Annotated in this window: 11 protein-coding genes; 9 read left to right on the forward strand and 2 right to left on the reverse strand. The window is 70.1% G+C overall.

Annotated features, from left to right (window positions below; genetic code table 11):
• Positions 1-75 precede the first annotated feature (75 nt).
• From tsaE to ACFE7F_RS03000, 7 genes are all read left to right on the forward strand, one after another.
• The gene (tsaE, locus tag ACFE7F_RS02970; protein ID WP_375402416.1) at positions 76-516 is read left to right on the forward strand and encodes a tRNA (adenosine(37)-N6)-threonylcarbamoyltransferase complex ATPase subunit type 1 TsaE; all 441 of its coding nucleotides are present in this window, start codon (positions 76-78) and stop codon (positions 514-516) included.
• Positions 513-1,475, forward strand: coding sequence for an aminoglycoside phosphotransferase family protein (locus ACFE7F_RS02975; protein WP_375402417.1), 963 nt, complete (start codon positions 513-515; stop codon positions 1,473-1,475). Before tsaE ends, ACFE7F_RS02975 begins: the two co-directional genes overlap by 4 nt.
• 35 nt (positions 1,476-1,510) lie before the next feature.
• Positions 1,511-2,209, forward strand: coding sequence for a nucleotidyltransferase family protein (locus ACFE7F_RS02980; protein ID WP_375402418.1), 699 nt, complete (start codon positions 1,511-1,513; stop codon positions 2,207-2,209).
• Positions 2,202-5,171: a double-strand break repair protein AddB gene (gene addB / locus ACFE7F_RS02985; RefSeq protein ID WP_375402355.1), complete on the forward strand. Its 2,970-nt coding sequence runs from the start codon at positions 2,202-2,204 to the stop codon at positions 5,169-5,171. The genes ACFE7F_RS02980 and addB overlap by 8 nt, the downstream gene beginning before the upstream one ends.
• 138 nt (positions 5,172-5,309) lie before the next feature.
• Positions 5,310-8,747 (forward strand): double-strand break repair helicase AddA, encoded by a 3,438-nt coding sequence (gene addA, locus ACFE7F_RS02990; RefSeq protein WP_375402356.1) that lies wholly within the window; start codon positions 5,310-5,312, stop codon positions 8,745-8,747.
• Between the two features lie 69 nt (positions 8,748-8,816).
• Positions 8,817-9,140, forward strand: coding sequence for a thioredoxin (gene trxA, locus ACFE7F_RS02995; RefSeq protein WP_375402357.1), 324 nt, complete (start codon positions 8,817-8,819; stop codon positions 9,138-9,140).
• Between the two features lie 87 nt (positions 9,141-9,227).
• Positions 9,228-9,512: a virulence factor gene (locus tag ACFE7F_RS03000; protein WP_375402358.1), complete on the forward strand. Its 285-nt coding sequence runs from the start codon at positions 9,228-9,230 to the stop codon at positions 9,510-9,512.
• Here the strand turns inward: ACFE7F_RS03000 and argJ are convergent, their stop codons facing one another.
• Both argJ and ACFE7F_RS03010 read right to left on the reverse strand, forming a co-directional pair.
• Positions 9,513-10,733 carry a bifunctional glutamate N-acetyltransferase/amino-acid acetyltransferase ArgJ gene (argJ, locus tag ACFE7F_RS03005; RefSeq protein WP_375402359.1) on the reverse strand — a complete coding sequence of 407 codons (1,221 nt, stop codon included), beginning with the start codon at positions 10,731-10,733 and terminating at the stop codon, positions 9,513-9,515.
• A gap of 43 nt (positions 10,734-10,776) precedes the next feature.
• Positions 10,777-11,349 (reverse strand): hypothetical protein, encoded by a 573-nt coding sequence (locus tag ACFE7F_RS03010; protein WP_375402360.1) that lies wholly within the window; start codon positions 11,347-11,349, stop codon positions 10,777-10,779.
• A gap of 74 nt (positions 11,350-11,423) precedes the next feature.
• On the opposite strand from ACFE7F_RS03010, the gene ACFE7F_RS03015 reads away from it, so the two are divergent.
• Positions 11,424-11,675, forward strand: a complete 252-nt coding sequence (locus ACFE7F_RS03015) for a hypothetical protein (RefSeq protein ID WP_375402361.1) — start codon at positions 11,424-11,426, stop codon at positions 11,673-11,675.
• Positions 11,676-11,774: 99 nt separating this feature from the next.
• On the forward strand, positions 11,775-14,516 hold the full coding sequence (gene secA / locus ACFE7F_RS03020; RefSeq protein ID WP_375402419.1) for a preprotein translocase subunit SecA: 2,742 nt from the start codon (positions 11,775-11,777) through the stop codon (positions 14,514-14,516).
• Positions 14,517-14,662 lie beyond the last annotated feature (146 nt).

Raw genomic sequence — 14,662 nt, forward strand, 5'->3', positions numbered from 1 at the left:
ACCGTCGGGCTGCCGACATCAAGCTGCGTTCCCCTCCCCAACCGCTCCCCTAAAGGGGAGGGGCTTTTGAGCTTGATGCTTCTTCCGGATACGCAGGCTACCGAAGCGTTCGGGGCTTCGCTGGCGGCCGTCGTGCGGACGGGGGACGTGATCACTCTGTCGGGGTCGCTGGGGGCCGGGAAGACGAGCGTGGCGCGGGGATTGCTGCGGGCGTTGGGACTCAAGGGCGAAGCGCCGTCGCCGTCCTTCGCCATCGTCCAGCCCTACGCGCCGCCGGAGGTGCGGGTGGCGGTGACGCATGTGGATTTGTACCGCGTCGATGATCCGCGTGAGGTCGAGGAGCTCGGGCTGGACGAGGCGCTGGCCGACTCGGTGCTCGTGATCGAGTGGCCGGAGCGGGCGGAGGCCGACGCTTGGCCGGACGCGCTGCGGCTGGCGCTGGCGATCGAGGCGGACGGCGCGCGCGCCTTGACTTGGGTCGCCCCGGCGGCTTGGGAGCGGCGATGGCCGACATGACCCCGCCGGCGGACGCCGCCGCGTTTCTGGACAGCGCCGGGTGGGGCGGCGCGGCGATCTTGCCGTTGGCGGGCGACGCGTCGTTCCGGCGGTATTTCCGGGTCGAGCGGGGCGGCGAGCAGGCGGTGTTGATGCATGCGCCGCCGCCGCACGAGGACCCGCGGCCGTTCCTGGCGGTCGGGGGATGGCTGGCGGAGCGGGGCTTCGCCGCGCCGCGGGTCCACGCGGCCGACCCCGAGCGCGGGCTCGTGCTGCTGGAGGATTTCGGCGATGCGCGAATGCGCGAGGTCGCCGACGCCGAGCCGGGGCGCGAGGAGGCGCTGTACGCGGCGGCGGTGGACGTGCTCGTCGCGCTGCGCGGGCATCCGGCCGGGCCGTTCGCTCCGTACGACCGCCCGGTGCTGCACCGCGAGGCGGAGCTGCTGACCGAATGGTACTGCCCGGCGGTGCGTCTGGAGGTCGATGCGGAGGGCTACCGGGCGGCGTGGGATGCGGTGTTCGACGATTCGCAGGCCGGCGAGCCGGTGACGGTGCTGCGCGACTTCCACGCCGAAAACCTGATGCTGGTCGGCGATGGGCTGGGATTGCTCGATTTCCAGGATGCGCTGGCGGGGCATCCGGCTTACGACCTCGTATCGCTGCTGAAGGACGCGCGGCGGGATGTCGCGCCGGCGTTGGAGGCGGCGATGCTCGGGCGGTACGTCGCCGCGACCGGGGCGGGCGAGGACTTCATGCGGGCGTACCACGTGCTCGGGGCGCAGCGGAACGCCAAGATCGTGGGCATCTTCACGCGGCTGTGGCGACGCGACGGCAAGACGCGCTACCCGGCGCTGTGCCCGCGCGTCTGGGGATATCTGGAGCGCGATCTGGCGGAGCCGGTGCTGGAGCCGGTGCGGCGCTGGTTCGGCGCCAACATTCCGGCCGACAAGCGCGGCGACCCGAGCGTGGTCGGCGCGTGAGGAACGGTCCGGGCGGCCGCGTGCCGCGCACCGCGATGGTCATGGCGGCGGGACTCGGCACGCGGATGCGGCCCCTGACGGCGACGCGGCCCAAGCCGCTGGTCGAGCTCGCTGGGCGCGCGCTGATCGATCATGTATTCGACCGGCTCCGCGCGGGCGGGGTCGAGCGGGCCGTGGTAAACGTCCACTATCTGGCGGACATGCTGGAGGCGCATCTGGCGGACGAGGTGCGCGGGATCGAGATCGTCGTGTCGGACGAGCGCGCGCGGTTGATGGAGACGGGTGGCGGGCTGGTCCAGGCTCGGCACCTGCTCGGCGATGAGCCGGTGCTGGTCGTCAACAGCGACAATCTGTGGGTCGACGGGCCGACCGACGCGGTGCGGTCGCTGGCGGACCGGTGGGACGACGACGCGATGGATGCGCTGCTGCTGATGGTGCCGCTGGCGCGCGCGAACAACTTCCGGGGGCAGGGCGATTTCCATGTGGCCGCAAACGGGCGGATCACCAAGCGTCGCCGGGAGGGTACGACCGCGCCGTTCGTTTATACGGGCGTGCAGATGATCCACCCCCGGTTGATCCGGGACGCACCCGCCGGCCCGTTCTCGACGATGCTGTTCTGGGAGCGGGCGATCGCGGCGGGGCGGGCTTACGGCGTCGTCCATCAGGGCATGTGGTTCGATGTCGGGACGCCCGAAGCGATCCCGCGGACCGAGGCGATGCTGCTGGATGGCTGAGGCGGCTCGCCTGAACGTCCACACCATCCCCGATCACCGGGCGTTTTCCGACGCGCTCGTCGCGGGGTTGCTGCGGCGGTTCGGGGGCGAGCCGATGGCGGTGGTGCGCGGGATCGTGCTGCTGCCCAACAACCGGTCGGTGCGCGCGATCACCGACGCGTTCGTGCGCGCGAGCGGGGGGGCGCTGCTGCTGCCCCGGCTGGTGGCGCTGGGCGATCCCGACCTGGGCGAAGGGGTGGGCGCGGCGCTCGACCCGGTTGAGACGGAGCCGATCCCACCCGGTGTCCCGGCGATGCGGCGGCGGATGAAGTTGACGCGGCTGATCGTGGAGGAGCGGGCGGCGGCGGGCATGCCGGTCGAGGCGGGCGAGGCGGTGCGGCTGGCGGGGGAGCTGGCGCGCACGCTCGACCAGCTGATCGTGGAGGAGATCGACCCGAAGCGGCTGTACACCATCGACCTCGCGCCCGAGCTGTCGGAGCATTGGCAGCGGTCGTTGCAGCTGTTCGAGACGATCCTCGACCGCTGGCCGGGCGAGCTCGAAGCGATGGGGATGATCGACGCGGCCGACCGGCGCGCGCGCGTGATCGACCGGCTGGCGGCGCGGTGGCGCGACGAGCCGCCCGCGGGCTTCGTATGCGCGGCGGGGGTGACGGACTCGGCTCCGGCGGTCGCGCGGTTGCTGCGGAGCGTGGCGGGGATGCGGCGCGGGCTGGTGGTGATGGCGGGCGTCGACATGCGCGTGCCCGACGACGAGTGGGAGGCGCTGGGGCCGCACGCACCCGGCCCCGACGGCGGTCGCGCGAAGCGGTCGATCGAGACGCATCCGCAGTTCCACCTGAAGTTCCTGCTGGACCGGATGGGCGTGGCGCGCGCGGAGGTCAGGCGGTGGCGCGACGGGAGCGATCACGACGCCAGCGTCGCGCGGGGCCGTGCGATCACCAGTGCGCTCGCGCCGGCCGAGGCGACGGGGAAATGGAGCGCGCTGCGGTCGGAGGACCGGCGGCTGACGGGCGTGTCGGCGGCCGAGTTTCCGACGCTGGCGGCCGAGGCGCAGGGGATCGCGCTCGCATTGCGCGAAGCGGTCGAGGTACCGGGGCGAACCGCGGCGCTGATCACGCCCGACCGGGCGCTCGCGACGCGGGTGGGGGCGCATTGCCGGCGCTGGGGGATCGCGATCGACGATTCAGCGGGACGGCCGCTGGCGCTGTTGCCGCCGGGGACGCTGCTGCTGGCGTTGGCGGAGGCGGCGGCGCAGCGTTGGCCACCGCTGACGCTGCTGACGCTGCTCAAGCATCCGCTGGTCAGGTCGGGCGAGCGGCGTGTGGAATGGCTGCGCGGGGTGCGTGCGCTGGATATGGTGCTCCGGGGGCCTCGGCCTTCGCCCGGGTTGGACGGGCTCGCGGCGCATCTGGCGGACGAGCATGTGCCCGACGCCAAGGCGCGGGCGCTGGCGCTCGCCTGGTGGCCGGACGTTTGCGCGCTGCTGGAACCCGTGTCGAAGACCTACTCGCAGGGGCCGCAGCCGATGGGCGGGCTGATCGCGTGCCTGCGCGAGGCGGCGGACGGCTTGTGCGGCGACGCGCTGTGGGCGGGACCGGCGGGGCGGTGCGCGGCCGAGTTCCTGAGCGACCTGGAGCGCGAGAGCGCGGTCGGGCCGCAGCTGATCGATCCGGAGGGGCTCGCGCCGCTGCTCCGGACGCTGCTCGACGAGCAGGCCGTGCGGCCGCCGTTCGGAGGGCATCCGCGGCTGGCCATCTATGGGCAGATCGAGGGGCGGCTGCAGTCGGCGGACCTGATGATCCTGGGCGGGTTGAACGAGGGGGTCTGGCCGGGGACGCCCGCGCCCGATCCGTGGCTCGCGCCGCGCATCCGGCAGGAGCTGGGACTGCCCGGGCTGGAGCGGCGGGTGGGGGTCGCGGCGCATGATTTCGGGCAGGCGCTGGGCGCACCCGAGGCGCTGATGACGCGGAGCCGCCGGGATGCGAAGTCGCCGACGCTGGCTTCGCGCTTCTGGTTGCGGCTGGAGGCGCTGGCCGGGGAGCGATTCGAACGCGCACGCGATCTGGAGGCGTGGGCGGAGGCGCTGGACGACCCGGGCGAGCACCTGCCCGCCGACCGGCCCGCGCCGATGCCGCCCGCCGAGCTGCGGCCGATCCGGATATCGGTCACGGAGGTCGACCGGCTGAAGGCCGACCCGTACGCCTTCTATGCGCGCCGCGTGCTCGGGCTCATGCGGATGGAGCCGGTCGACGCCGATCCGAGCGCGGCGTGGCGGGGGACGGCGGTCCACCTGATCCTGGAGGAATGGTGGCGGCATGACGCGGCCGATCCCGCGAAGCTGCCGGCGCGGGCGCGGGCGCTGATGTCGGACGAGCTGACGCATCCGCTGATCCGGGCGCTGTGGTCGCCGCGCCTGATGGAGGCGATCGACTGGATCGCGGCGCGCACCGCTCAGGACGCGGATGGCGGGCGCAGCGTGTGGCAGGCGGAGGGCAAGGGCGTCGTCGAGATCGGCGGAGTGACGTTGTCGGGTCGGTACGATCGGATCGACCGGTTGCCGGACGGCGGGATCGCGATCGTCGATTATAAAACGGGGCAGGCGCCCTCGACCGCGGCGGTGCGCGAAGGGTTCTCGATGCAGCTGGGGATGCTTGGCGTGATCGCCGAGCGGGGCGGTTTTCCGGGAGTGGCGGGGGCGGCCGGGGCGTTCGAATATTGGTCGTTGGCCAGGAGCCGCGACGGGTTCGGCAAGGTGGTGTCGCCGGTCGATCCGGAGGGGGCCAAGGATAAGGTCAGGACCGACGAGTTCACGACGCGGGCGGCGGCGCAGTTCGTGGCGGCGGCGGAAATGTGGCTGACGGGCGACGCGCCCTTCACCGCCAAGCTGGTGCCGGAATACGCGCCCTATGCGGAGTACGACCAGCTGATGCGGCGCGACGAATGGTATGGGCGGGAAGGGTAGGGTGAGCCCGTCCTTTCTCCTCCGTCACCCTGAACTTGTTTCAGGGTCCAGCGGCGAGCATACGACCAGCGGGCGTCGTGTGCACAACGCTGGATGCCGAAACGAGTTCGGCATGACGGGAACGGGGGAAGAGGGTCGATGACCGCCGCCTCCGACCGGATCGGCAACCTGCCTCCACTGCATGGGGCGCAGCGAGCCGCATCGGACCCTTTCGCGCATGTGTGGCTCTCCGCGTCCGCCGGGACGGGCAAGACGCAGGTGCTCGCCGCGCGGGTGTTCCGGTTGCTGCTGCGTGGGGTCGATCCGGGCGCGATCCTCGCGCTGACCTTCACCAAGGCGGGCGCGGCCGAGATGGCGGGGCGGATCGGGCGGCGGCTGGCGGCGTGGGTGCGGATGCCGCTCAAGGACCTGGCGCTCGACCTGGCGGCGCTGGGCGAGCGGCCGACGCCCGAGATGCAGGAGGCCGCCCGGACTTTGTTCGCCAAGGTGCTCGACGCGCCGGGCGGGGGCATCCGCATCCAGACGATCCACGGCTTCTGCCAGGGGCTGCTCGCGGCGTTTCCGGTCGAGGCGGGGCTGGGGCCGGGCTTCCGGCCGCTGGAGGCGCGCGAGGAGTCGGTGCTGATGCGCGACACGCTGGCGTCGATGCTGGCGCAGGCGGAGCGCGATGGGCGGGACCGGCCGGTGGCGGTGATAGGGGCGCTCAGCCGGCGGTTGGGCGAGGGCGGGGCGGAGCAGTTCCTGACCGAGTGCGCGTGGGTCGGCGCCGCATTGGAGGAAATGCCGTCGGGCGTCGGCCCGTGGGTACGGCGCTCGCTTGATCTGCCTTCAGGCGATATCGCCGAGGCGCTGGCAGCGGAGTACGCCGAGCAGGATGAGGACGCGCTGGGGCGGATCGCGGCGGCGAACCGGCGGTGGGGGACCGCGACTGGTACCAAGAACGCGGAGATCATCGCGGGGTGGATCGAGTCCGATCCGGCCGTGCGGCTGGCCTATGTCGACGACATCCGCGCCGTCGTTTTCACCAAGGAGGGCGTGCTCAAGAAGACGAGCCGCAAGCTGATCGACCTGGAGCCCGATTACGACGAGATCGCGGCCGGGATCGGCGAATGGGCGGTGTCGGTGCAGGGGAAGGTGGCGCGCGGTGGTTACGCCGATCTGCTCGCGGACGGGCTGGAGGTCGGGCGCGACTATGCGCGGGCGTACGCGGCGGCGAAGCGGCGGGCGGGCGGGGTCGATTTCAACGACCTGATCGCCCGGACGGTGGCGCTGCTCGAGCAGCCGGGGATCGGCGAGTGGGTGCGCTACAAGCTCGACCAGGTGACCGAGCATGTGCTGATCGACGAGGCGCAGGACACCAATATCGACCAGTGGCGGATCATCCGCGCGCTGGTGGACGAGTTCTTCGTCGGGCGCGGCATCTATGCGCCGCGCACGCGGACGCTGTTTACGGTGGGCGACTACAAGCAGGCGATATTCGGGTTCCAGGGGACCGATCCGAAATATTTCGAGGCGGCGGAGCGGTCGTTCAGCGGGCGCGCAGGCGAGGTCTATGACGAGGACATGCCCGAGCAGGATCGCGGGCTGCCGTTTCAGCAGTTGTCGCTGGTGCAGTCCTTCCGGTCGACCAAACCCGTGCTGGAGTTCGTAGACCGGGCGCTCGGCGTGATCCCCGAACCCAAGCTGGGGCTGTACGATCCGCCCGAGACGCACCGGAGCGAGGTGCCGGGACCGGGCACGGTGACGCTATGGCCCGCGATCGTCGATGGCGGGTCGGAAGAGGACGAGGAAGGGTGGATCGACGACGCCGTGCGGGAGAACGCCCGGCGGATAGCGGCGGCGATCAAGGGATGGTTGCGGGACGGGCTGATGCTCGGATCGAAGGGACGGCCGCTCCGCCCCGAGGATGTCATGGTGCTGGTCAAGCGGCGCGGCACGCTCGCGTCGCTGCTCGTCGCGCGGCTGTATGCGGAAGGGGTGCCGGTGGCGGGGGTCGACCGGCTCCGGCTCAACGCGCCGCTGGCGGTGCAGGACCTGCTGGCGGCGGTGCGGTTCGTGCTTCAGCCAGGCGACGATCTGTCGCTGGCGAGCCTGCTCGTCTCGCCGCTGATGGGCTGGACGCAGGACGAGCTGATGCTGGCGTCGGTGCGCCGGACGGGGAGCCTGTGGTCGCACCTGACGGCGGGAGACGCGCGCGAGCGGGTCGCGCCGCTCAGGGCGATGCTGGCGCGCGCGGACCTGCTGACGCCCTACGCGTTCCTGGAGGAGATGCTGTCGGGCGAGCTGGACGGGCGCCGCAAGCTGCTCCGGCGGCTGGGGGCGGAGGCGCGCGATCCGATCGAGGAGCTGCTGAACGCCGCGCTGGCGTTCGAGACGACGACCACGCCGTCGCTCCAGCGCTTCCTCGACTGGTTCGACCGGGGCGAGGTGGAGATCGTGCGCGACCCGTCCGCGCCGCTCGACGCGGTGCGGGTGATGACGGCGCACGGGGCCAAGGGCCTGCAGGCGCCGCTCGTGATCCTGGCGGACGCGACGATCGACCCGACGTCGACGCCGCGGTCGGTGTTGCGCTGGACGCCGGACGATTTGGGCGTCGCGCTTCCCGTGTTCCGGCCGCGCGCGGCGGAGCGGGGCGGGCCGATGGGCGCGGCGATCGAGGCGGCGGACGCGCGCGAGCTGGAGGAGCATTGGCGGTTGTTCTATGTCGCGGCGACGCGCGCGGAGGAGCGGCTGGTCATCGCCGGGTCGCTCGGCCCGCGAGCCAAGGGCGTGCCGCCGGCGATGAGCTGGTACCGCGCGGCGGCGGACGCGCTCGACGCGCTGGAGGTGGAGAGCGCCGACGAGGACCCCCGGGGCGAGCGGGTGTTTCAGGGCACGGTGCCCGAGCGGCCGGTCAGGCGGCGCGGGGCGGAGCGGGACGAGCCCGGTGCGGCGATGGCCTTGCCGGATTGGGCCAGGCGGCCCGTACCCGACGAGCAACGCCCGCCGCGCCCGCTAGCCCCATCGGCGATCGGCGGCGACGCGGTCGCGAACCCGCCGCCGTCGAGCGCGATGCGCGCGGCGGCGGAGCGGGGTTCCCTGATGCATGCGCTGTTCGAGCGGTTGCCGCCGTGCCCTCCCGACAAACGACGCGCGGCGGCCGAGCATTGGCTGGAGACCGTGGGGCGGATCGAGGATGCGGGCGAGCGGTCGGCGATCGCGAATGCGGCGCTGCGCGTGATGGAGGATGCGCGTTTCGCCGAGCTGTTCGGACCGGACTCGCTGGCGGAAGCGCCGATCACGGCGGTGGTGGATGGCGGCGTGGTGTCGGGAACCGTCGACCGGCTGCTGATCGACGATACGCTGGTGAGGGTAGTCGACTTCAAGACGACGCGAAACGTGCCGGCGACCTTGGAGGAGGTGCCCGAGTACCATCTGCGGCAGATGGCGGCGTACGTGGCGGCGCTGCGGGTGATCTTCCCGGAGCGGCCGGTCGAGGCGGCGTTGCTCTACACGGCGGGGCCGGTGTCGTTCGCGCTGCCCGACGCGCTGATGACGGCGCACAAGCCGCGCTTCGCGGACGTGGAGCAAAGCTAGGCCGCGCGTCGTTGAGGGAGCGAGCACGGATGCCCAGATATCCGCCAGCGATTTACAGGAGTGTCGTACATGCCCACCAAGACCGTCACCGATCAGAGCTTCCAGGCCGACGTGCTCCAGTCGGACGTGCCCGTGCTCGTCGATTTCTGGGCGGAATGGTGCGGGCCGTGCAAGATGATCGGGCCGTCGCTGGAGGAACTGTCGGACGAGTTGGGCGGGCAGGTGTCGATCGTGAAGCTCAATATCGACGACAATCCGGAAATGCCGGGCCAGTTCGGCGTTCGCGGCATCCCGACCATGATCCTGTTCAAGGGCGGCGCACCCGCGGCGACCAAGGTCGGCGCCGCGCCGAAGAGCCAGCTGAAAGGGTGGCTGGAGGGCGCACTGGCGTAAACGCAGCGCCTTCGGTAAGGTCCGAACATGCAAGTCGATGCCGGCCATAACCGTCGCGGCGACGTTCGGGCCACGAGCGGGGGAAGCATGTACGCCATCGTTTTCGATCTCGACACGAGTACGCTCGAGAATACCTATCCGAATGCGTCCTGGCGAAATGCCTATGCCGATGTCAGGCGCGTGCTCGAACAACGCGGGTTCGACTGGCGGCAGGGCTCGACCTATTTCGGGAACGACCGCGTCACCGCAGTCGATTGCGTGCTGGTCGTCCAGGAGCTGAAGCGGACTTATGACTGGTTTCAGCCGTCGGTGCGCGACATTCGCATGTTGCGCATCGAGGAGAACAACGACCTCGCGCCGGCTTTGGACTAATCAGCTCCGATAATCGGCGTTGATCGAGATGTAGCCGTGGGTCAGATCGCAGGTCCACATGATCGCCGCGCCGTCCCCCAGGCCGAGGTCGACGCCGATTTCGATTTGATGTCCCCGCAGGTGCGTGGCGACGGGCGCTTCGTCGTAGGCCTCTACTCTCATTCCCGCGCGCGCGACCTGCGTGTCGCCGAAGCGGATCGAAAGCAGGTCGCGGTCGGCGGGTTCGCCGGCCTTGCCGACGGCCATGACGACGCGGCCCCAGTTGGCGTCCTCGCCGGCGATCGCGGTCTTCACGAGCGGCGAGTTGGCGACCGACTGCGCGATGCGGTGCGCGCTGCGGTCGCTCTCGGCGCCGGTTACGCGGACCTCGATCAGCTTGGTCGCGCCTTCGCCGTCGCGGACCACCAACAACGCAAGCCGACGGCATAGATCGTCGAGCGCGGCGTGGAAGGCGTCCGCGCCGGGGCTTTCGTCGTCGGCGAGCGCAGCGTTGCCCGCCTGGCCGGTCGCGAACGCCAGCACGGCGTCGCTGGTCGACGTATCGCCGTCGACGGTAATGCACGAGAAGCTGCGGGCGTTGGCTCGGGACAGCGCGCGTTGCAGGAACTCGGGCCCGGCGGCGGCGTCGGTGAAGATGAAGCCGAGCATCGTCGCCATATCGGGAGCGATCATCCCCGATCCCTTGATCACGCCGACCAGCGTCACCGTGCGGCCGTCCACGACGGCCCGCGTCACCGCGCCCTTGGGGAAGGTATCGGTGGTGCCGATCGCGTCGGTCATCTCGCGCCAGGCACAAGGGGGGGACCGGAATGCGAGGTCCAGCCCGGCTTCGGCCTTGTCGACGGGTAGCGGCACGCCGATCACGCCGGTGGAGGCGATGAACACGTCGGACGGTCGGCAACCGATCGCCTGCGCGGTGCGCGCGGCGATCGCCTCGACCGCATCGCGTCCCCGCGCGCCGGTGAAGGCGTTGGAGTTGCCGGCGTTGACGACGAGCGCTCGGGCATGACCGAGCGTCAGGGCGGCGCGGCACCAGTCGACCTCGGGCGAGGGACAGCGGCTTTGGGTGAGGACCCCGGCCACCGTCGTGCCAGGATCGAGCGCGACGAAGGTCAGGTCGCAGCGGTCCCAATCCTTGTACCCCGCACGCGCCGTGCGCGCGGTCGCGCCGGCGATGGCGGGGAGGTCGGGAAAGGGCCGGGCGAGGGGGGAGGGGGTCATGCGCATCCCATAATGCGGCGCCGGCGAGCGGCCAAGCGTCCGATCAGCCGGGTTCCTTGCGCAGACCGCCATCCTCGCCGGCGAGGAGCCAGGGGCGGAGCGACCTGCGGATGCGCGGCAGGACGAGCCAGGTGAGCGTCGCCGTCATGACGAGCGAGGTCGCGGCGAGCTCGACCGGCGGCGGCAGATCGGCCGGGAACAGCGAGATCAGGCCGCTGAGCGCAAGCAGGAGCGGAAATACCGCGAGCCACGTCGCCAGCCACATCTTCCATTTGGGAATGGCGGTCTCGCTCGGCACGCGGACTTGGATGCGGGCGCCGATCTCCAGCTGGCTGCAACCCGAGGAGAAGGCCTCGGCCTCCGCGTCGAACGCATGACGGGCGGGAGCATCCCGCCAACGCCTGGCGTCCTGTTCGGTGCGGAAACGGTGAACGGCATAGACGAGGCCGCTGGGCTGTTCGAGGCGCACGACGCCGGCCGCATCGGCGTCCCGCTTCGCGGCCTCGTCGAGCCGTTCGGCCCAGCGGGCGAACTCGTCCTCCCGACCCGGTTTGAGGAGGCGGGTGGTGATGATCGCGGCGGTCTGGCTGGGCTGGTGCATGGGCGGTGAACGCATCGCGGTCGCTCCAAGTCCCGCGTTCGCCCGTGCGTTAGTGGACGGTACAGGTCCGGTCGGGTATCGCGGTGCCGATGAGGCTGCTCCTCCTCCTGTCCGCGCTGTTCGCCGCGCTCACCGGCGCGGGCGCGAGCGCGCGTCCGCCGGGGATCCAAGCGGTAGCGGCGAGCGCGTCGGCCGTCACGCCGACACGAGTGCGGGCGCATGCGCATGTGCTGCTGGCGACCAGGCCGGTGGGCACCAAGGTCGCCGAGCCGGAGCCGGCGGCGCATTCGGAGCCGAGAGCCGCACCCGCGCGATTATGGGCGTCGCGTCGGCGCGAGTAGCGTCGGTTCGCTCGGCTTCGGCCGACCCAGCCCTATATCCAGCTCATGGCCGGTGCGCACCAAGGTCGCGCGACCGCCACCACTCACAGGAATACGCTTATGCTCGGCGGCTTCGCCAAATCGCTGTTCGGTTCGTCCAACGACCGATACGTTAAATCGCTCAACCCTCAGCTCGCTAAGATCGCCGGGTTCGAGCCCGCGCTCCAGGCCATGTCGGACGAGCAGCTCGCCGGTCAGACGGCCCTGTTCCGCGAGCGGCTGGCGGAAGGGGCCAAGCTCGACGACCTGCTGCCCGAGGCGTTCGCTACGGTGCGCGAGGCGGCCAAGCGCGTGCTCGGCCAGCGGCATTACGACGTGCAGATGGTGGGCGGTATCGTCCTCCATCGCGGCGAGATCGCCGAGATGCGCACGGGCGAAGGCAAGACGCTGGTCGCGACGCTTGCCTGCTATCTGAACGCGCTACCCGGTGACGGCGTCCACGTCGTCACCGTCAACGACTATCTCGCTGCGCGCGACGCGGAGTGGATGGGGCGCGTGTACGGCTTCCTCGGCATGTCGGTGGGCGTGATCGTCCCCAACCTGACCGACGAGCAGCGCCGGAACGCCTACGCCAGCGACATCACCTACGGCACGAACAACGAGTTCGGCTTCGATTATCTGCGCGACAACATGAAGTATGAGCGGACGTCGATGGTCCAGCGGCCTTTCGCGCACGCCATCGTCGACGAGGTCGACTCGATCCTGGTCGACGAGGCGCGCACGCCGCTGATCATCTCCGGGCCGACGGACGACAAGTCGGAGCTGTACATCTCGGTCGACGCGGTGGTGAAGCGGCTGGTTCCGGAGGACTACAGCAAGGATGAGAAGCAACGCTCGATCGTGCTGACCGAGGATGGGACGGAGAAGGTCGAGCGGATGCTCGAAACCGCCGGGCTGCTCCAGGGGCAGAATCTGTACGATTTCGAGAATACGCAGGTGGTCCACCATCTGAACCAGTCGCTGCGCGCGAACGTCATGTTCAAGCTCGACACCGACTATATCGTCAAGGACGGCAAGGTCGTCATCATCGACGAGTTCACCGGGCGCATGATGGACGGGCGACGCTGGTCGGAGGGGCTGCACCAGGCGGTCGAGGCGAAGGAAGGCGTCGAAATCGAGCCCGAGAACCAGACGATGGCGTCGATCACCTTCCAGAACTATTTCCGTATGTATCCCAAATTGAGCGGGATGACGGGCACCGCCGCGACGGAGGCGGCCGAGTTTTACGACATCTACAAGATGAACGTGGTGACCATCCCCACCAACGTCGGCGTCAAGCGGGTCGATGAGGAGGACGAGTTCTACAAGGATACGCCCGACAAGTTCCGGGCGATTGCCAAGAAGACCCGCGAGCATGCGGAGCGCGGTCAGCCCGTGCTGGTCGGCACCGTGTCGATCGAGAAATCGGAGTTGCTGTCCGACTTCCTGGTGCAGGAAGGCGTCGAGCATTCGGTCCTGAACGCGCGGCAGCATGAGCAGGAAGCGCGGATCGTCGCGCAGGCGGGGCGCGAAAGCGTGGTGACGATCGCGACCAACATGGCCGGACGCGGCACCGACATCCAGCTCGGCGGCAACCTGGAGTTCCGGATGCAGGACGAGCTGGCGGGCATGGTCGCGGGGCCGGAGCGCGACGCGGCGATCGATCGCATCCGCGCGGAGATCGCCGAGGAGAAGGCGCGCGTGCTGGCGGCGGGCGGGCTGTTCGTGCTCGGCACCGAGCGGCACGAGTCGCGGCGTATCGACAACCAGCTGCGCGGCCGGTCGGGGCGTCAGGGCGACCCCGGGCTCAGTCGTTTCTACCTGTCGCTCGATGACGATTTGCTGCGCATCTTCGGGCCGGACACGCTGTTCGCCAAGATGATGCGCAACAACATCGAGGATGGCGAGGCGATCGGATCGAAGTGGCTGTCCAAGGCGATCGAGACCGCCCAGAAGAAGGTGGAAGCGCGCAACTACGACGTGCGCAAACAGGTCGTCGAATATGACGACGTGATGAACGACCAGCGCAAGGTCATCTACGAGCAGCGGTCGGACATCATGGACGCCGACGCGGTCGGCGACGTGGTGATCGATATGCGCGCGGAGACGGTAAACGTCATCGTCGGCGAGGCGTGCCCGCCCAACTCGTATCCCGAACAGTGGGACGTGGCCGCCATGAAGGCGCGCTTCGACGAGGTGCTGGCGCTCGACCTGCCGGTCGACGATTGGCTGAAGGAAGAGGCGATCGATCCGGAAATCGTCGAGGAGCGCGTGCGCGAGGCGGCCGACGCGCAGGTCGCGGCGAAAGCTGCGGATCTCGACCCGGATACCTGGACGCAGGTCGAGAAGTCGATCCTGCTGCAGAATCTCGATCACCATTGGAAGGAGCATCTCGCGACGCTCGATGCGCTGCGGCAGGTCGTCCATCTGCGGGCGTATGCGCAAAAGACGCCGATCAACGAGTATAAGCAGGAGGCGTTCGCGCTGTTCTCGCGAATGCTCGACGCGATCCGGGAGGATGTGACGCGAACGGTCGCTCATGCGCAGTTCCGGATGGACGGACCGCCGGCGCTGCCCGAGCTGCCGGACTTCATCACCAGCCATTTCGACCCGTTCACCGGCGAGGACGATACGCGCGACCTCGACGCGGCGGCGCGCGGGCTGGTGCGCGCGCAATTGCCGCCGCTGTCGATCCCGCGACCCGATCCGGTGGAGTTCGGCGAGGACCCGGCGACCTGGGAAGGCGTCGTCAGCCGGAACTCGCCATGCCCGTGCGGTTCGGGGCGCAAATATAAACATTGCCACGGGACGGTGACTGCCTGAACGGGACGCAAAAACACCGCCGAAGCTGGTTGGCTTCGGCGGTGTTCTCCCGATCGCACTAGGCAGGACACGGGCAAAGCCCGTGTCGTCGATCAGCAGGGACGAGAAAGGCTCGCCCCGCTGTCGGCCGGGCTCGCGGCTAGTCC

Origin of the sequence: uncultured Sphingomonas sp. (genome assembly GCF_964235535.1) — a bacterium.
Classification (GTDB): Bacteria; Pseudomonadota; Alphaproteobacteria; order Sphingomonadales; family Sphingomonadaceae; genus Sphingomonas.